This is a genomic window from Streptomyces griseorubiginosus (assembly GCF_001514195.1).
Classification (GTDB): Bacteria; Actinomycetota; Actinomycetes; order Streptomycetales; family Streptomycetaceae; genus Streptomyces; species Streptomyces griseorubiginosus.
On the sequence record NZ_KQ948736.1, the window covers coordinates 1,117,962 to 1,136,314 of the forward strand.

The following is an 18,353-nucleotide window of genomic DNA, read 5'->3' on the forward strand; positions in this document are numbered from 1 at the left end:
CGAAATCGGGGACGGTGTGCTTGCGGGCGCTTGCGGAGCGCTACTTCAAGGTCGCCGAGGTGAGGCCCGCCTGCACCTGGCGCTGGAAGGACAGGTACACCACCAGCATGGGGATCATCGCGATGGTCACCCCGGCGAAGAGCACCGGAAGGTCCGAGGCGTAGCCCATCTGCTGCTGGAGCTGGATGAGGCCCTGGGTGAGCACGTACCGCTCCGGATCGTCCCCGCTCTGCGGCTGCATCAGCACGGTCGGCAGGATGAACTGGTTCCACTGACCGAGCGTGTTGAAGATGCCGACGCTGATCAGGCCGGGCTTCGCCATCGGCAGCATCACCTGGAAGAACGTCCGGGTGTGCGAGGCGCCGTCGAGGACCGCGGCCTCGAAGACGGCCGTGGGCAGCGTCCGGAAGAACGCGTGCATGAAGAACACCGTGAACGGCATCGAGTAGGCGACGTACACCAGGATCAGCCCCTGGTAGGTGTTCAGCATGTCCAGCCGCTTCACCATGAAGAACAGCGGGACCAGGGCCAGGAACACCGGGAACATCGCGCCCGCGACGAAGAAGAAGTACAGGAACCTGTTGCCCCAGAACTCGTAGCGGGCCAGGACGTAGGCGGCCATGGACCCGAGGAGCATCGTCAGCGGCACCGAGAAGACGAGCACGATGACGGTGTTCAGGAAGTAGTCGCCGATGCCCTTCTCCCAGGCCCGCCCGAAGACGTCCAGGGACCAGTGCTGCGGCCAGCCGAAGGCGGAGCCGCCGATCTGGGCGTCGGTCTTGAAGGAGCTGAGCACCAGCCACAGCAGTGGCAGCACGATCAGCAGGGCCCACAGCGCCAGGAAGCCGTGCGAGAAGGCGTTCAGGACGACGCCCTCGCTGCGCTCGCTGCCGGGGCGGGCCGGGGCCTTGCCGGTGGTCCGCTGGACCGGGACGGCCGCGGTCTCCTTGATGGGTGCGCTCATCGTCGCAATCTCTCCCGCTCAGAACTCGACGCGGTCGCGGCGGGTGGCACGCAGCATGACCACGGACAGGACCAGGGTGAGCAGCAGCATGACGACGCCCATCGCACAGGCGTATCCGCTCTTGCCGAAGTACTGGAAGTTGCGCATCATCACCGTCGACATCACGTCGCTGTGGTGGTCGGGACCGCCGCCGTAGGCGCCCATGTTCTGGGTCATCGACGACACCAGCACGAACATGTCCATCGCCACGATCCCCAGATAGACCCAGGCGGTCTGCACGGTGTCCCACAGCAGGGGCAGGGTGATGCGGAAGAAGGACTGGTTGCGGCCCGCGCCGTCGATGAGCGCGGCCTCGTAGATGTCCCTCGGGATGGACTGCATGGCCGCCGAGAACAGCACGAGATAGAACCCGACCCCGTGCCAGACCACGGCGATGAGCAGCATCCACAGCACCAGGTTGGGCTCGTTGAGCCATTCCACCGGATTCTCGGCGTCGACCAGGCCGAGTTTGATCAGGATGCCGTTGAGCAGGCCGCCGCCGTCACTGCGGTACACCGCGTTGAACAGCACGGCGACGATCGCGAGGGACAGCACCTGGGGAAAGAAGTAGACGACTTTGTAGAACTGCGATCCCGCCACTCCCCCCACTCCGCCGGCCTTGCTGCGCCCGCCCGCGTTCAGCATGAACGCGAAGAACAGGGCGAGCAGAATGGTGATCACCGGAATGAAGATCAGGAACAGGATGTTGTGCCAGACGGCCTGCATGAAGACGTCGTCCTGGAACAGCGCCTTGTAGTTGTCCAGGCCGATGAACTTGAACGTCTGCGACTGCCCTTTCCAGTCGGTCAGCGAATAGCCGAACGTCTGGACGTAGGGCCAGATCACGAAGATCAGGTAGAGCGACACGGGAGCGAAGAGAAATCCCGCGACGAACCTGTACTGCCCTTTGCGCATTGGCGATTCCTGCCCCTGGTGTCCTTTCCCGGGCCGGAGCGCTCCGGCCCGGGAAACGGCGTTGCGGTCAGTCCCGGTGGTTCTTCTTGGACGCCGGGTCCTTGGCCTGCTTGTCGACCGCGGCCTGGGCCCGCTTGAGCCACTCCTTCGGCTGGATGCGCTTGGCCATCAGCTCGTTGGACGCGGCCTCGATCGCCGCTCCCATCTCGCTGTACCACTCGGTGTACAGGTAACGGAAGGTGTCGTCACCGGCCGCCTTCGAGGCCTCGACGGTCGACTGGGTGCCCGGGCGCAGCTTGACGCTGGGGTCGACGCCGTCCTTGAGGATGGTGAGCGAGTTGGCCTCCTTGGCGAAGATCGTCGACCACTCCTTGGAGAGCATGCGGCGCATGAACTCCTTGGCCGCCGGGAGGTTCTTGGCCTTCGCCGGGATGATGAAGGGCTCTCCGGAGCCGGCCCGGATCGCCTGGAAGGGCAGCGCGCTGCCGGGCAGCAGCGGCATCGGCATGAACTTCATGTCGAAGTCCGCCGGCGTCTGCTTGAGCTGCTCGTTCTCCAGCCAGGAACCGCAGGTGATGAAGGCGGCCTTGTACTGGTTCCAGCGGGTCTGGGACTCGGTGTGGGTCAGGCCGTTGGTGCCGGGCATCAACAGGCCCTTCTCGACGACCTCGTAGATCGCCTCGACGCCGGCCTGGGCCGCGTCCGAGCCGACGAAGGCCTTCGGGTCGAGGTTGTCGATCGCCTTCATGGCGTCCAGACCGCCCTTCTTGGCGATCAGGTCCATGATGGCGACGTTGATGTAGTACGGGTACTTGCCCTGGTGGGCGAGGCCGCCGATGCCCTGCTTCTTGGCGTCCTGACAGACGGCGAGGAAGTCGTCCCAGGTCTTGGGCTCCTCCCAGCCCTTCTCCTTGAAGAGCTTGCCGGAGTACCACAGGCCCCAGACGGTGTAGATGTAGTTGAGGGCGACGATCTTGCCCTCCTGGAGACCCGCGTCGAGGGTGCCCGGGATGATCAGGTCGCGGACCTTCTTGCTCGGGTCGTCGACCGCGGGCGCGTCCAGGACCTCGGCGAGGTCGAGCAGCTGCCCGTTCTTGTAGAGGACGTCGACCTTGATCTGCTGGGCGCCGGAGTCGTCGACGATGTCCGGCGGGTTGCCCGCGTTGAAGCGCGGCTGGAGCTTTCCGGTGATCTCCTGGGTGCCGGTGTGGGTGGAGGTGATCCCCAGCTTCTTCTGGAAGTCGGCCTCCCACGCCTTCGCGTAGTCGTCGCCGTAGCCGCCCTTGAAGATCACGACGTCGAGCTTGCTGCCCTTCGCCGCGCCGAAGGGATTCTCCTTCGAGGCGGTGCCCTTGGTGCTGTCGTCACTCGAATCGTCGCCACCGCCGCTGGCGCAGGCGGAGAGAAAACCGGTCGCGGGAACGGCGGCCAGTCCCAGCGCGGCCGACCGCTTGATCACATCGCGGCGGCCGACACCCGCGTTGCCGTTCGTGCTGTTCTCGGCGGAAGTGGATCCCATGCTCAAGTCCTCGCCTTCTCCAGGACTCAGGCGGTGAACCGGATCCTCCCCGGCACCGCGGTCAGGTCAAGCAGGTTCGTGCAAGAGGTTCGTGCGAGTGGGGTGAATCGCCGACAGGTATAGTCCACTTCCCGCCGACGGAGCAAGATCGAATGCAAGGTTGGCCATGGGTGTTTTCGAGTTGAGACCTCGCGGAAATATGAGTGCCCTGTGCGAGACTTGCCGGAAAAATCCGCGACATAGACCCCGAATGCCGCAGCCAACACCCTTGACACCACTGTCCACTTGGGCCCCTACTGATCCTTGCACGGATTGCCTGACAACGTTGTCCATCCTTGTGCAGGGAGGGTACTCGACCATGCCCCGGAACAGAACTCGGCTCAGACGGAGTACGGCGGTCGTCCTCACGGCCGCCTTCTGCGTGACCGTAGGCTCCCAGGGCGCGGCGGTCGCCCTGCCCGAGGCCGCCGGCCCGGCCGACCAGGAGTTCCACTCGTCCTTCGAGGCGGGCGACCCTGCCCCCGACTGGACCAGCACGGTCGACGCCGGCAGGTCCTCTGGTGTCGACGGCGGCTACCGTACCGGCGTCCCCGGCAATGTCACCGACCGCGTCACGGACGTCCGGGCGAGCGCCGAGAACGCCTCCGGCGGCGAGGTGAAGGAGAACCTCGCGGACAGCGAACCGGGCACCAAGTGGCTGGCCTTCGCGTCCACGGGCTGGGCGGAGTTCGACCTGGACACGCCGGTGAAGGCGGTCAGCTACGCGCTGACCTCGGCCAACGACTTCGCCGAGCGCGACCCGAGGGACTGGAACCTGAAGGGCTCCACGGACGGCAAGGACTGGAAGACCCTCGACACCCGTGCCGACCAGACCTTCGGCGAGCGGTTCCAGACCAGGTCGTACGACATCCCCGCCGACGCCGTCGCCGAGTACCGGCACTTCCGGCTGGAGATCACGAGGAACAACGGCGCCTCCGGGATCCTCCAGCTCGCCGACCTCCAGCTCTCCACGGGCGGGAACGAGGGGCCGGTGCCCCCGGACATGCTGTCCCTCGTCGACCGCGGGCCGACCGGATCGCCCACCGCGAAGGCGGCCGCGGGATTCACCGGAAAGAAGGCCCTGCGTTACGCCGGACGGCACACGGCCCAGGGACGGGCGTACTCGTACAACAAGATCTTCGACGTGAACGTGGCGGTCGACCGGCTCACCCGGCTGTCGTACCGGATCTACCCGTCGATGGTGGATGGCGACCGGGACTACGACTCGACGAACGTCTCCGTCGACCTGGCCTTCACCGACGGCACCTTCCTGAGCCGCCTCGGGGCGCGTGACCAGCACGGATTCCCGCTGTCGCCGCAGGGGCAGGGCGCGTCGAAGGCGCTGTACGTCAACCAGTGGAACCACGTGGCCGCGCGGATCGGGTCGGTCGCGGCCGGGAAGACCGTCGACCGGATCCTGGTCGCCTACGACTCCCCCGCCGGGCCGGCGAAGTTCCGGGGCTGGCTGGACGACGTGACGCTGGAGCGGGCCGCGCCGGAGCAGCCGAGGGCGCATCTGTCCGACTACGCGCTCACCACCCGCGGCACACTCTCCAGCGGTGGCTTCTCGCGGGGCAACGACTTCCCGGCCGCGGCCGTGCCGCACGGCTTCAACTTCTGGACGCCGGTGACGAACGCGGGTTCGCTCACCTGGCTCTACGACTACGCACGCGCGAACAACGAGGACAACCTCCCCACGATCCAGGCGTTCAGCGCGAGCCATGAGCCGAGCCCCTGGATGGGCGACCGGCAGACCTTCCAGGTGATGCCGTCGACCGCCGCCGGGACACCGGCCACCGGCCGGGAGGCGCGCGAGCTGGCCTTCCGGCATGAGAACGAGACCGCGCGGCCGTACTACTACGGGGTGCGGTTCGAGAACGGGCTGAAGGCGGAGATGGCGCCGACGGACCACGCGGCGGTGCTGCGCTTCAGCTACCCGGGTGACGACGCGAGCGTCCTCTTCGACAACGTCACGGACCAGGCGGGACTCACGCTCGACAAGGACAGCGGGACCTTCACGGGCTACTCGGACGTGAAGTCCGGCCTGTCCACGGGAGCGACCCGGCTGTTCGTCTACGGCGTGTTCGACAAGCCGGTGGTGGACGGGGCGTCGAGCGGAGTCAAGGGGTACCTGCGCTTCGACGACAGGACCGTCACCCTGCGCATCGCCACCTCCCTCATCAGCCTCGACCAGGCCAAGGACAACATGCGCCAGGAGATCCCGGACGGCACCTCCTTCGACGACGTGAAGGGGGCCGCCCAGCGCGCCTGGGACCGGATCCTCGGCAGGGTCGAGGTGGAGGGCGCCACCGAGGACCAGCTGACCACGCTGTACTCCAGCCTGTACCGGCTGTACCTGTACCCCAACTCCGGCTTCGAGAAAGTGGGTTCGACGTACCAGTACGCCTCGCCCTTCTCCCCGATGCCGTCCCAGGACGCCCCGACGCACACCGGGGCGAAGATCGTGGACGGCAAGGTGTACGTCAACAACGGCTTCTGGGACACCTATCGGACGACCTGGCCGGCGTACTCGTTGCTGACACCCTCTCAGGCGGGCGAGATGGTCGACGGGTTCGTGCAGCAGTACAAGGACGGCGGCTGGACCTCGCGTTGGTCCTCGCCCGGTTACGCGGACCTGATGACCGGCACCTCCTCGGACGTGGCCTTCGCAGATGCGTACGTCAAGGGCGTGGACTTCGACGCGAAGTCGGCGTACGAGGCGGCCCTGAAGAACGCCACGGTCGCGCCCTCGTCCTCCGGTGTGGGCCGCAAGGGCATGCAGACCTCGCCCTTCCTCGGCTACACCAGCACCGACACCCATGAGGGCCTGTCCTGGGCGCTGGAGGGCTACCTCAACGACTACGGCATCGCGCGGATGGGCCGGGCGCTCTACGCGAAGACGGGAGACAAGCGCTACCGCGAGGAGTCGGAGTACTTCCTCAACCGGGCCCAGGACTACGTACGTCTCTTCGACGCGAAGGCCGGCTTCTTCCAGGGCCGGGACGCCAAGGGCGACTGGCGGGTGCCGTCGGAGAGTTACGACCCGCGCGTATGGGGCTACGACTACACCGAGACCAACGGCTGGGGGTACGCATTCACCGCCCCGCAGGACAGCCGGGGGCTCGCCAACCTGTACGGCGGACGTGCGGGGTTGGCCGAGAAGCTGGACACGTACTTCTCGACGCCGGAGACGGCCTCGCCCGAGTTCGTCGGTTCCTACGGCGGTGTCATCCACGAGATGACGGAGGCGCGGGACGTCCGGATGGGCATGTACGGGCACTCCAACCAGGTCGCCCACCACGTCACTTACATGTACGACGCGGCCGGTCAGCCCTGGAAGACGCAGAGGAACGTGCGTGAGGTGCTGTCGCGGCTGTACGTCGGCAGCGAGATCGGGCAGGGCTACCACGGTGACGAGGACAACGGCGAGCAGTCGGCCTGGTACCTCTTCTCGGCGCTGGGCTTCTACCCGCTGGTGATGGGCAGCGGCGAATACGCCGTCGGCTCACCGCTGTTCACCAAGGCGACGGTCCATCTGGAGAACGGCCGGGACCTGGTGGTCAGGGCGCCGGAGAACAGCGCGCGGAACGTGTACGTGCAGGGCCTGAAGGTCAACGGCAAGCCGTGGACGTCGACTTCGCTCCCCCACGCGGTGCTGTCCAAGGGGGCCGTCCTGGACTTCGCCATGGGCCCCCGTCCCTCGAAGTGGGGCACGGGGAAGAACGCGGCGCCGGTGTCGATCACCCAGGACGACGAGGTGCCGACGCCGCGTGCGGACGTGCTGTCCGGTGACGGGGCCCTGTTCGACAACACCTCGGCGACGGAAGCGGCCGTGACCTCGGTCGACCTGCCGGTGTCCGGGGAGGTCGAGGGGGTTCAGTACACGGTGACCTCGTCGTCGGACCGGGCGAAGGCGCCGGCCGGCTGGACGCTCCAGGGCTCGGCCGACGGCAGCACGTGGAAGACCCTCGACCGGCGGTCCGGAGAGTCCTTCGCCTGGGACCGGCAGACACGGGCGTTCACCGTGAGGTCTCCGGGTACGTACGGGAAGTACCGTCTGGTGCTCGACGGCGAGGCGGTCCTGTCGGAGGTCGAACTGCTGGCCTGAGCAACGGCGTTGGGGGTCCCATGCAGGGTGTCGATCCGGCCTGGCTGCCGGACGGTGCGTTCCGGCCGATCGGCACCCGGCGGACCCTGATCCGCGGCACGGGCCCGCTGGTGGACACGGTCCGCGGGGAGGTGACGGAGGCCTGCGCCCGGTTCGGGGGCGCGGTCGTCCAGGACGACCCCGACCTCGTGCTGGAGCTGACCGGTGAGGACGACGGCGGCGAGGCGTTCACCTGCGGTCGCCGTGACGGCTGTACGACCGTCACGGCGACCGGCGCGCGCGGGCTGCTGTACGGCTTCTTCCATGTCGTACGGCTAGGGGAGGCGGCCTTCCTCGGCGAGACCGAACCCCAGCACCACCGGCCCGAGTTGGCGCTGCGGATGCTCGACCACTGGGACAACGTGGCCGTGCACCCCGTCATGGGCCAGGTGGAGCGCGGGTACGCGGGCGGGTCGCTGTTCTGGGCGGACGGACGGGCTCGCGGGGATCTGGAGCGGGTGCGGGCGTACGGCAGGCTGCTGGCGGCCTGCGGGATCAACGCGGTGGCCGTGAACAACGTGAACGTGCACGCGGCGGAGGCCCGGCTGCTGACCGACCGGATCGGTGAAGTGGCGGACATCGCGGGCGCGTTGCGGCCGTACGGCATCCGCACGCATCTGTCGGTGACCTTCGCCGCGCCGGTCGTGCTGGGCGGGCTGGAGACGGCCGACCCCCTCGCCACGGAGGTGCGCGAGTGGTGGGCCGGAGCGGCCGCCCGGGTGTACGCGGCGATCCCCGACTTCGGCGGGTTCGTCGTGAAGGCGGACTCGGAGGGGCAGCCGGGGCCGTTCGCGTACGGGCGCAGTCATGCGGACGGTGCGAACATGCTCGCCGCCGCCCTCGCGCCGCACGGCGGAACCGTTCACTGGCGGGCCTTCGTCTACGACCACCGCCAGGACTGGCGGGACCGCTCGACGGACCGGGCGCGGGCCGCGTACGACCATTTCGTGCCGCTGGACGGGGAGTTCGCGGACAACGCCGTCCTCCAGGTCAAGCACGGCCCGATGGACTTCCAGGTGCGGGAGCCGGTCTCACCGCTGATCGGGGCGATGCCGGGGACCCGGCTCGCGGTGGAGCTCCAGGCCACGCAGGAGTACACCGGGCAGCAGCGGCACGTGTGCTGGCTGGGGCCGATGTGGAGCGAGGTCCTGCGGTGCGAGATCGCCGAGGGGTCCCCGGTGGGCGCACTGGCGCGGGGTGGGCTCGTCGCCGTGTCCAACGTCGGGGACGACCTGTTCTGGACGGGGCATCCGCTGGCCCAGGCGAATCTGTACACGTTCGGGCGGCTGGCCTGGGAGCCGGGCGCCGATCCGCACCGGATCCTCGACGAGTGGATCCGGCTCAGCTTCGGGGCGGGGCCTGGATCGGGTCCCGCGGCGGGCCTGCGCTCGATCCTGGACGGTTCGTGGCGGACGTACGAGAAGTACACGGCTCCGCTCGGGGTGGGCTTCATGGTGCAGCCGGGGCACCACTACGGTCCCAGTGTCGACGGCTACGAGTACAGCCCGTGGGGCACCTACCACTTCGCCGACCGTGACGGGGTCGGCGTGGACCGGAGCGTGGCGAGCGGGACGGGGTACGCCGGGCAGTACGCCAAGCCGTGGGCCGAGTTGTACGAGTCTCCCGAGACCTGTCCGGACGAGCTGCTGCTGTTCTTCCACCACGTGTCGTACGACCACATGCTGAAGAGCGGCAAGACGGTGATCCAGCACATCTACGACACGCACTTCGAGGGCGTGGCGGAGGTGGAGGCGGCCCGGGAGGTGTGGGGTTCGCTGGTGGGGCTCGTGGACCCGGCACGCCATGCGCGGGTGGCGGAGCGGTTCGAGGAGCAGCTCCGGAGTGCCCGCGAGTGGCGCGATCAGGTCAACAGCTACTTCTTCCGGAAGTCGGGGGTCCCGGACGAGCGGGGGCGGAGGATCTACTGAAGGCGCGGGAGGGGCACGCCGAAGGGGTCGAGGTGCGAGGGCTTGGGGCTCGACGCCGTCATGCGGTGAAGTCCTTCCGGGTCTCGGCGATCACCGGGCGGCTGCTGTGCAGCAGGGACAGCAGCACGGGAGCGGCGAGCAGGGCGGGCAGGGCCTCGGTGAGTACGGCGGTCCCGGCGGCGGTCAGGACGAGCAGTGAGGCGGCGCCGAGGGTGGCCCGGGCGTGCCGGACCAGGAAGTAGGCGGCGAGGCGGGCGGTGTCACGGGCCCGGAAGGTGAACAGGGCGGTCAGGACGAGCGCGTGGGCGCCCCACAGGAGGGAGCCGGCGCCGACGGCCGCGAGCAGGACCGCCCACCAGCCGGGCAGGCCGGTGGCCGGGAAGTGGGTGAGCGTGAACGCGATGACCGTGAGCCAGGCCAGCAGCGGGGTCCACAGCTTGAGGGCGGGGACGGCGTTGAGCCGCCAGCCGCGCCAGTAGGTCCGCGCCGGGTGGAGGTCGGTCAGGTCGTGGTCGCGGTGGTGGAGGGCGTACAGGGCGGCGGCGGTCGCCGGGCCGAGGGGCAGCAGGCAGACGGCGGCGAGGGGCAGGTTCGCCGGGTCGGGTCCGACGAGGAGCAGCCCGGCGAGGCCCGGAGAGGCACCGACCAGCAGCAGGGCCTCGACGGTGAGGAGGGTGTGGACGAGGGCGGCGGCCCGGGAGAGTGCGCCTTGCCCGAAGGCGACGGGGGTGCTCATGGGGTCTCCCCGGTCGGCAGGAGGTGCGCGGCTCGGATGCCCTGGCGGTCGGCCCCCGCGCCGCCCCATGGCGGGGGCTCGTTCCCGGTCCGGCTCACCTCGGTCGGGGTGAGCAGGTCGGTCCGGGGCGAGCGGGGGTGGTCCTTCCACGGTCGGGCGGTCTGGGCGCTGCCGTACTCGTCGTCGACCGTGGACCACTGGACGGATGCGTCGACTGTGGACCACTGGACGGATGCGTCGACCGTGGACCACTGGACGGATGCCTCCGGTGCGTCAGGCAGCGGTGGGCACAGGCCCGGCCGGCGCCCGCAGGGGGCCGGTCCCGCGCAGCTCGCGTGGGACTGCGTCCGGGCGAGGGTGGGCACTCGGCCGTCGGGGTACCGGCCGGCCAGGTCGTCGGCATCGCGGGCCGACTGGGCGGCGCCGCCAGGTTCGGTTCGGCCCGTGTCGTCGCGCCCGTGCCGGGCGGCGGGGAGGGGGCCGGGACGCTGCGCGGCGGCGCGGAGGCTCACCCGTTCTCCTTCCTGAAGCGTTCGTGCGCCTTGTTGTGCAGGTCGACGAGTTGCTGCATGTTCTTCGCCTTCAGCTCGGCGAGGTGGGCGTTCCAGTCGGACATCGGGCGTTTGCCGAGCACGAACTGGAGGGTGTTCTGGATGGCGGTGTCCTTGAGCGGGGTGTCCCAGAGGGTGGCCTGTTCCTGCTCGAAGGACTGGAGCGGGTGGGCCGGGTCGACCGGCAGTTGCTTCCGCTGGGACATGACGTCCTGGAACTTCTTCTCGTCGGGGCTGAAGTTGGAGGAGACCAGCTCCCAGCTGCCGCCGTAGGTGAACACGCCGTTGAAGAAGCCGAAGTCCTTCTGGAGGTCCTTCGGGGCGTCCGGGTCGGAGCCCATGAGGGAGATGCCGGGCTTGAGGGTGTACTTGCCGCCGGACTCGGTGTAAGTGACGCCCTTCACGCCCCACTTGGAGAACTTCTGGCCCTCGTCGGAGTACCAGAGCCAGTCCACGAACTGCATCATCGCGACGAAGTCGGAGCTCTTGAGGGCCTTGCTGGAGATCATGACGCCGTTCTCCAGGCGGACGCCGCTCAGCAGGATCGGGCCCGCGGGACCGAGCGGCACGGGGATCATCTCGATCGTCGAGCCCTTTACCTGCTTGCTCAGGTTGTAGCGGTAGTTCTGCACCAGCTCCTGCGAGTTGGCGCTGATCACGTACGACTTCTCGGCCAGCAGCTTCTGGATGGCCTGGTCGTCCTGCTGGGTGAAGCTCTCCGGGTCGAGGAGCTTCTCGGCGACGAGCTTCCTGAGGAATTCGACCATCTGCCGGTAGGCGTCCTGCGCCGCCGTGAACACGAACTTCTGCGCCTTGGTGTCGTAGCTGATGTTGTCGTAGTTCCAGCCGGCCTTGACGCCGTACGCCTGGCCGAGATAGCCGAACAACGCCCCGCAGGGGAAGGGGGTGTTGGTGCTCCAGCGGTCGGACCACGGGTACTTGTCCGGGTACTCCGCCTTGAGCGCCTTGAGGACGTCGTACACCTCGTCCCAGGTCGTGGGCAGGGCGAGACCGTGCCGGCCGAGGACGTCCGTGCGCAAGGAGAGCGAGTAGTTGGACTTGGGCCGCTCGTGCAGGCCGGGCAGCAGGTAGTACTCGCCGTCGGACTGGCGGATGGAGTCGAGCTCCGGCTCCAGCTTCCACTTCCTGACCTTGTCCCGGAAGTTGGGCATCAGATGGACGTATTTGCTGACCGGCAGGATGGCGCCCGAGGACACGAAGGCGACCTCGCCGGGGTGGTACGTCTTGGGGATGATGAACGGGGCGTCGCCCGCGCCGATGAGGACGCTGCGCTTCTTCTCGTAGTCGGCGAGCGGCACGTCCAGGGGCTTGATGGTGACCCCGGTGCGCCGGGTGACCTCCTTCCAGAACAGCCAGCTGTTCTTGAGGGGGTAGACCGGGTTGTCGTTGTGCAGCATCGAGAAGGACAGCGCCTTGGTCGCCTTGAACTGCTGTCCGGCGCGGTAGTTCTTCATCGCGCCGTCCTGCTTCTTCGACAGGTCCTTGGAGTCGCCTCCGCCGTCCCCGCCGCCGCAGCCGGTGAGGGTGGCGAGACCGGCGAATCCGGCGGCGGCCAGGATCTGACGCCGTGACAGCTCTCCTGCGTTCGGCATGGGAACTCCCTTGTTCCGTAGGTGAGTTGCTGGGATCAGCCCTTGACCGCGCCGAGCATCACGCCCGAGACGAAGTAGCGCTGGACGAAGGGGTACACGCAGACGATCGGCAGCGCGGTGAGCACGATGGTGACCGCCTGGATGCTCGCGCCGACCTGGCTGAGCTCGGCGGTGCCCGCGCCCGCGTTGCCGCCTCCGGTGGCGCCCGCAATGAGGTTGCGCAGATAGACGGTGACCGGCATCAGGTCGGCGCGGTCCATGTAGAGGAACGCCCCGAACCACGAGTTCCAGAAGGACACCGTGTAGAAGAGCACCATGGTTGCCACGACCGCCTTGGACAACGGCAGCACGATCCTGAGCAGGATGCCGTAGGTGCTCAGCCCGTCGATCTGCGCGGCCTCCTCCAGCTCGGTCGGCAGGCTCTCGAAGAAGGCCTTCATCACCAGCAGGTTGAAGACGCTGATCGCGTTGGGCAGCGCGATGGCCCAGACGCTGTTCTTCAGCCCGAGCTCGGTGACGAGGATGTAGTGGGGAATCAGGCCGCCGGTGAAGAACATCGTGAACACGGCGATGCCGACGAGCACCCCGCGCCCCTTGAGGTTCTTCTTGGAGAGCACGTAGGCGTAACAGGTCGTCAGCACCATGGCCACCGCGGTCGAGACGACCGTGTAGAAGACGGTGTTGCCGTAGTTCCGCCAGAACATCGAGTCCTGGAAGACGACTTTGTAGGTGGTGAGGTTGAACCCCTTGGGCCACAGGGTGACTTCACCGGCCCGGATCTGGCGTTCCCCGCTGAAGGACCGGGCGACGATGTTGAGGAAGGGGTACAGGGTGACGATCACGACGAGGGTGAGGATCACCCCGTTGACGCCCTGGAAGACCCGGTAGGAACGGCTCGGCTTCACCACAGGCTGGTCCCCACTGTGCGGCGCGAGAGCGTGTTGGCGGACGTGATCAGGACGAGGCCGATGACCGCCTCGAACAGCCCGATGGCGGCCGCGTAGCTGAAGCTGTTGGACTCGACTCCCGTGCGGTACACGTACGTCGAGATCACGTCGGCGGTCGGGTAGGTCAGCGGGTTGTAGAGCAGCAGGACCTTCTCGAAGCCGACCGCCATGAAGGTCCCGACGTTGAGGATCAGCAGCGTGATCATGGTCGGGCGGATACCGGGCAGGGTGACGTGCCAGATCTGCTGCCAGCGGTTGGCCCCGTCGATGCGGGCGGCCTCGTACAGGTCCTCGTCGATGGTGGTGAGCGCGGCGAGGTAGAGGATCGTGCCCCAGCCGGCGGTCTGCCAGATCTCGGAGCCGACGTAGATCGTGCGGAACCATCCGGGTTCCTGGATGAAGCGGATCTCGTCGTGGCCGAGCCAGGCGAGGGCGTGGTTGACCGGGCCGTCGGTGGCGAGCATCTGGAGGGTCAGGCCCGCGACGATCACGATCGACAGAAAGTGCGGGAGGTACGACACCGACTGCACGAACCGTTTCAGCGAGCGTCGGCGGACCTCGTTCAGCAGCAGCGCGAGGACGATCGGGATCGGGAAGCAGAAGACGAGGGTGAGTCCGCCGAGCCACAGGGTGTTGCGGAACACCTGCCAGAAGGTCGGGTCGCTGAGGAACATGCGCACATAGCGCAGGCCCACCCAGTCCTCGCCGAACATCGAGCCACCGGGCTCGAAGCGCCGGAAGGCGATCACGTTGCCGATCATCGGCAGATAGCGGAAGACCAGGAAGAACAGCAGCGGCAGCACGGCCAGCGAGTACAGCTGCCAGTCCCGGCGCAGGGCCCGGCGCCACCCTCCGCGCGGCGCCGGTCGAGGGGTCACGGCGGGCCGGTCCTCGACGCCGGTGGGGGGAGGTGCCGACTTGACGGAGGTGCTCACGCTCGGTCCTCTCAGGCGGGGGACGGAACCGAAACTTTCGAGCTCTTACCGGTAACTCCGCGGCAACTTAGGGCCATTCAGAAAGCGCTGTCAATGGGTCAGGCAGGAGATACCTGGGGCAGGAGTGGGGTAGGAACGGGAAGGCCGCATCCCGTACCCCTCCGCAAGTTTCACTGCTTTGACCGACTCATGCGAGGTGTCCTGTGCCCGCGTTCGACCTTCCGACGAACGAGCTGGAGCGCTACCGCCCCGATGTCCAGGAACCCCCGGATTTCGACGCGTTCTGGCGTGACACCCTGAAAGAGGCGGCCGACCCGGACGTGTTGGTGTCGGTGCGCCCGGCCGAGAACGGACTGCGTCTCACCGACACCTGGGACGTGACCTTCCGGGGCTTCGCCGGCGACCCGGTCCGCGCCTGGTACAGCAGGCCGGCAGGAGTCGCCTCGGCCCTGCCCGCGGTCGTCGAGTACGCCGGGTACGGGCGCGGGCGCGGCCTCCCACACGAGCGGCTGACCTGGGTGAACGCCGGGTACGCCCATCTGCTGATGGACAACCGCGGCCAGGGCGACCAGCACGGCAACGGCGGCGCGACCCCCGATCCGCACGCCCTCGCCCCGGGCGGCCCGGGTCCGGCGGCACGCGGTCTGCTCGATCCGCGCGACTACCACTACCGGCGGCTGATCACGGACGCGGTGCGCGCGGTGGCGGCGGTGCGGGCGCTTCCGGGCGTGGACGCGGAACAGGTCGCGGCCGTCGGAAACAGTCAGGGCGGCGGCCTGGCGCTGGCCGTCGCCGGGCTGGTGCCGGACCTGGCGGCGGTCCTGGTCACCGCGCCGTTCCTGTGCGGCATCCGGCGCGCCCTGGACCTGACCGACGCGAGTCCCTACGGCGAGATCAGCGCCTACCTGTCCGTGCACCGGGGCGCGGAGGAGGCCGCGTACCGCACGCTCTCGTACATGGAGGGCGTCTCCTTCGCCCGCCGCGCCTTCGCCCCGGCCCACTTCGGGGTGGGTCTGCGGGACACGGTGTGCCCGCCGAGCGGGGCGTACGCGGCCTTCAACCGCTACGGCGAACTGACCGGCACTGAGCCCCGCAAGGAGATCCACGCCTATCCGTACAACAGCCACGAGGGCGGCGAGGCGGTACAGGTGCGCCGCCAACTCGACTGGCTGGGTGGGGTGTCGGGGTTCAGCGGGTGAGCGCCGGGCTGATTTGACATCGTTGTCCGCCGCGAGGATAGAGTGATGTATAGACCACTCGATCACGTCATCGCGCGCATCGCGCCGTCACAGCCTTCCCCCTCCGCGTCGGCCACCCACCCCCCTCGCGCCGACCGGCTCGCGGACCCGGTGGCACACAGTCCACCGGGTCCGCCCTGAGCATGTCCACGGGTGCTGACGGGTGCTCAGCCGACCCTGCACGGAAGGGTCGTGGCCGTGTCACCGCCGGAGCCCGTCACGACGTAGCCGAACGTCGCGCTCTGTCCCGGACTCAACGAGCCGTTCCAGTTGGCGTTGTGGACCATCACGCTCTGGCCGGTGTAGGTCGCGTTGCCGTTCCAGAGGCTGTCGACCTTCTGGCCGGACGGCAGGTTCCAGTCGACCATCCAGCCCAGCATCGGCACGTCACCGGAGTTGGTGACGGTGACCTCGGACTGGTAGCCGCCGCTCCAACTGCCCGTCGTCCTACGGGTGGCGGTGCAGGTGCCGGGCACCGGCTCGGTCGGGTTGCCCGGCTCGTGGATGCCGGTGACCTCGCCGTTGCCGCCGTCGAAGACCACGTCGGAGCAGGAGTAGAAGGTCTCCGCGCTGTCCGAGCGCTGCCAGACCATGTAGATGATGTGGCGTCCCGACTTGTTCGCCGGGAGCTGGCCGGTCCAGGAGTAGTTGGCCTCGACCGTGCCCGGACTGCCGTGCAGCGGGGGGTGGTCGACGCTGAGGAAGGGCCGGTCCTCGATGTCATTCCAGGTGAGGGCCTTCGTGGGGTCGAAGCCGTCCTTGGTGACGTAGACGTAGAACCAACCCGGGTGCGCGGCCCAGGCGTTGTAGGAGAAGTCGACCGTCTTGCCCGCGGTGAGGTGGGTGAGCGGCCAGTCGTCGCGGGGGGCGTTGAAGCCGGTGAAGTTGGTGTTGCCGCCGCTGCACAGCTGACCGTCCGGGACGAAGCCGCGGGTGCGGCCGGCGCCGTCGGAGCGCAGCACGGAGAACCAGTTGTAGAACGGCGTGGTGCCGCTGACCTGTTGGGCGTTCTTGCAGGCGGGGTTGACCGGCTTGATCTCACCGGTGTCGGTCAACGCGTCCTGCCAGCACAGGAAGGTGCGGCTGGCGGGCTTCATGGGGGTGCCGTGGGCCTCGGCCCTGCCGCCCGCGGTGAGGACCAGGCTCAGGGCGGGGATGGTGGCGAGCAGGGAGACGAGGACCAGGAAGAGGGCTCTGGGACGGGTCACCCTCGCTAACTTTGTCAGGATCATGACAGTCCAGTCCGTTCCTTGAGGTACGGGCCGTGCGGGTGTGGGGTTGCGGCGGGGTGGGAGCGCGCATGCGGGCGGGTTCCGGTCCGTCCGAATGGGAGCGCTCCCACCCTGCCTTCTGCGGAAGGTAGCGGGAAGGGGCGCAGTTGTAAACGGCTGGCGCTGGTGTCAGTGGTGTGGCGTGGTGTCGCCGGTTCGGGTGGCGGCGTCCTGATCTGCGCGATAACGGTGTGTGACGGTGCCCAGACTGGCCCACGTGAGAGCTGATGACGAGAACGCCTGGATGTTCCCACCGGCCGGGGGCTGGCGATTCGACCAGGTCAAGGGTCTGGAGCTGGACTTCGACTGGGAACTCGTGGACGGTGTGATCGCGCCCCGGGCGCAGGCCGGTCTCTGGCAGAACCATGTCCGCGGCCGGTTGCGAGGCGTGCTGGAGGCCGCGCGGGCCGAGCCGTACCAAGTCGTGGGTGGGCAGTGCGTCATGGTCGACGAGCGCAACGCACCTGAGCCCGACCTGATCGTCTTCGACCACCGGGGCCTGGACTTCTTCGGAACCGAGTGCGTCCCCGTCGAACAGGTCGTCCTCGTCGTAGAGGTCGTCCCGCCTGGTTCCCGCCAGGATCAGCGTCCTCTTTTCGCCCCGTCCGAGGTCCCGTACTACTGGCGCGTCGAACTGGACCGGGAGCAGAAGCTCGCGGTCCACGAGTACTGGCTCAACGCGGACACCCTTTCGTACTTCCCCGCGCCGTCCCACCCCGTGCACCACGACAAGCTGGTCACGGAACTGCCCTTCCCCGTCGAGGTCGACCTGGACGCGCTCGTCGGGTTCTGACGACCGGAGCCGGTGAGCGTCACACCGGGTGGGCCGTCTGGAAGGCCAACCGCTCCTGCGCGGCTTCCCCTACGGCCGTCAGCGCGTCGTCGAGGTCCAGGAACTCCTCCCACACCGTCCGCCCGCTCGCCTCGGCCAGCCTCCTGACCACCAAGTCCTCCAGCTCCGGGACCCGCTTGTTCTTCCAGATCTTGTCGGCGAGGCTGACCAGCAGGTCTTCCAGGCCGATGTCCGGCAGGGTCCAGGTCGCGTGGGTGGCGGCGAAGCGGGCGAGGCCGGGGGCGACCCCCTGTGCCAGGAGGAGCCGCCGACCGGCCTCCTCGTGTGCCGAGCCGGGGCCCAGGAGTTCACCGACGTGCGCGGTCTTGCCGATGTCGTGGGTCGCTGCACCGAACAGCACTGCCTCCCGGTCGACTTGGAGCGAGGGGTGCCGGCGTGCCAGCCAGTCGAGGAGCTCGTGCGCCACGTCGTGCACCAGGCGCAGGTGGGCGGCGAGACGGGGTGGCGCGTCGAGCGACTGGAGGAGATGGACCACGTCGTCGGGGAGGGGGCGGGGGCCGGGGTCGTGCAGCGCGCGGTGCAAGGGGGTGGGGGTGGTCACGGCGCAAGGGTAGGACGGGAGTTGGATGGGGGTGGGGGTGGTCACGGCGCAAGGGTAGGACGGGAGTTGGATGGGGTGGGCCCCCGTGGCGAAGGCGGCTGAGCGTCAACACCACGA

At 68.4% G+C, this 18,353-nt stretch carries 14 protein-coding genes; 4 read left to right on the forward strand and 10 right to left on the reverse strand.

The features are described from left to right. Positions 1 to 40 precede the first annotated feature (40 nt). From AQJ54_RS17555 to ngcE, 3 genes are all read right to left on the reverse strand, one after another. On the reverse strand, positions 41 to 964 hold the full coding sequence (locus AQJ54_RS17555; protein ID WP_030313859.1) for a carbohydrate ABC transporter permease: 924 nt from the start codon (positions 962 to 964) through the stop codon (positions 41 to 43). An 18-nt stretch (positions 965 to 982) separates the two neighbouring features. Next, complete coding sequence (locus AQJ54_RS17560) at positions 983 to 1,918, reverse strand: carbohydrate ABC transporter permease (protein WP_062022083.1); 936 nt, start codon at positions 1,916 to 1,918, stop codon at positions 983 to 985. Between the two features lie 67 nt (positions 1,919 to 1,985). After that, positions 1,986 to 3,437, reverse strand: a complete 1,452-nt coding sequence (gene ngcE / locus AQJ54_RS17565) for an N-acetylglucosamine/diacetylchitobiose ABC transporter substrate-binding protein (RefSeq protein WP_062238362.1) — start codon at positions 3,435 to 3,437, stop codon at positions 1,986 to 1,988. 358 nt (positions 3,438 to 3,795) lie between these two features. Here ngcE and AQJ54_RS17570 point away from each other — a divergent pair, with 358 nt between their 5' ends. Both AQJ54_RS17570 and AQJ54_RS17575 read left to right on the forward strand, forming a co-directional pair. Further along, positions 3,796 to 7,584, forward strand: coding sequence for a GH92 family glycosyl hydrolase (locus AQJ54_RS17570; protein ID WP_079069883.1), 3,789 nt, complete (start codon positions 3,796 to 3,798; stop codon positions 7,582 to 7,584). Between the two features lie 20 nt (positions 7,585 to 7,604). After that, complete coding sequence (locus AQJ54_RS17575) at positions 7,605 to 9,551, forward strand: alpha-glucuronidase (RefSeq protein ID WP_062238366.1); 1,947 nt, start codon at positions 7,605 to 7,607, stop codon at positions 9,549 to 9,551. Positions 9,552 to 9,609: 58 nt separating this feature from the next. Here the strand turns inward: AQJ54_RS17575 and AQJ54_RS17580 are convergent, their stop codons facing one another. From AQJ54_RS17580 to AQJ54_RS17600, 5 genes are read right to left on the reverse strand one after another with little or no spacing between them, the layout of a single operon-like run. Beyond that, on the reverse strand, positions 9,610 to 10,287 hold the full coding sequence (locus AQJ54_RS17580) for a YesL family protein (RefSeq protein WP_062238368.1): 678 nt from the start codon (positions 10,285 to 10,287) through the stop codon (positions 9,610 to 9,612). Continuing rightward, a complete protein-coding gene (locus tag AQJ54_RS17585; RefSeq protein ID WP_062238370.1) occupies positions 10,284 to 10,799 on the reverse strand; it encodes a hypothetical protein in 516 nt (171 codons plus the stop codon). Before AQJ54_RS17585 ends, AQJ54_RS17580 begins: the two co-directional genes overlap by 4 nt. Next, positions 10,796 to 12,451 carry an ABC transporter substrate-binding protein gene (locus AQJ54_RS17590; protein WP_062022100.1) on the reverse strand — a complete coding sequence of 552 codons (1,656 nt, stop codon included), beginning with the start codon at positions 12,449 to 12,451 and terminating at the stop codon, positions 10,796 to 10,798. The genes AQJ54_RS17585 and AQJ54_RS17590 overlap by 4 nt, the downstream gene beginning before the upstream one ends. A gap of 35 nt (positions 12,452 to 12,486) precedes the next feature. Continuing rightward, positions 12,487 to 13,359, reverse strand: coding sequence for a carbohydrate ABC transporter permease (locus AQJ54_RS17595; RefSeq protein WP_062238372.1), 873 nt, complete (start codon positions 13,357 to 13,359; stop codon positions 12,487 to 12,489). Then, entirely contained in the window at positions 13,353 to 14,333 is a 981-nt protein-coding gene (locus AQJ54_RS17600) for an ABC transporter permease (RefSeq protein WP_062238374.1), read from the reverse strand. Before AQJ54_RS17600 ends, AQJ54_RS17595 begins: the two co-directional genes overlap by 7 nt. Before the next feature lie 203 nt (positions 14,334 to 14,536). Here AQJ54_RS17600 and AQJ54_RS17605 point away from each other — a divergent pair, with 203 nt between their 5' ends. Continuing rightward, the gene (locus tag AQJ54_RS17605) at positions 14,537 to 15,532 is read left to right on the forward strand and encodes an acetylxylan esterase (RefSeq protein ID WP_062238376.1); all 996 of its coding nucleotides are present in this window, start codon (positions 14,537 to 14,539) and stop codon (positions 15,530 to 15,532) included. A 206-nt stretch (positions 15,533 to 15,738) separates the two neighbouring features. Here the strand turns inward: AQJ54_RS17605 and AQJ54_RS17610 are convergent, their stop codons facing one another. Then, a complete protein-coding gene (locus AQJ54_RS17610; protein WP_211278545.1) occupies positions 15,739 to 16,803 on the reverse strand; it encodes a lytic polysaccharide monooxygenase auxiliary activity family 9 protein in 1,065 nt (354 codons plus the stop codon). A 256-nt stretch (positions 16,804 to 17,059) separates the two neighbouring features. Here AQJ54_RS17610 and AQJ54_RS17615 point away from each other — a divergent pair, with 256 nt between their 5' ends. Continuing rightward, complete coding sequence (locus AQJ54_RS17615; RefSeq protein ID WP_248844847.1) at positions 17,060 to 17,635, forward strand: Uma2 family endonuclease; 576 nt, start codon at positions 17,060 to 17,062, stop codon at positions 17,633 to 17,635. A gap of 19 nt (positions 17,636 to 17,654) precedes the next feature. Here AQJ54_RS17615 and AQJ54_RS17620 read toward each other — a convergent pair whose 3' ends face one another. After that, the gene (locus AQJ54_RS17620) at positions 17,655 to 18,236 is read right to left on the reverse strand and encodes an HD domain-containing protein (RefSeq protein WP_062238380.1); all 582 of its coding nucleotides are present in this window, start codon (positions 18,234 to 18,236) and stop codon (positions 17,655 to 17,657) included. Positions 18,237 to 18,353: the final 117 nt, after the last annotated feature.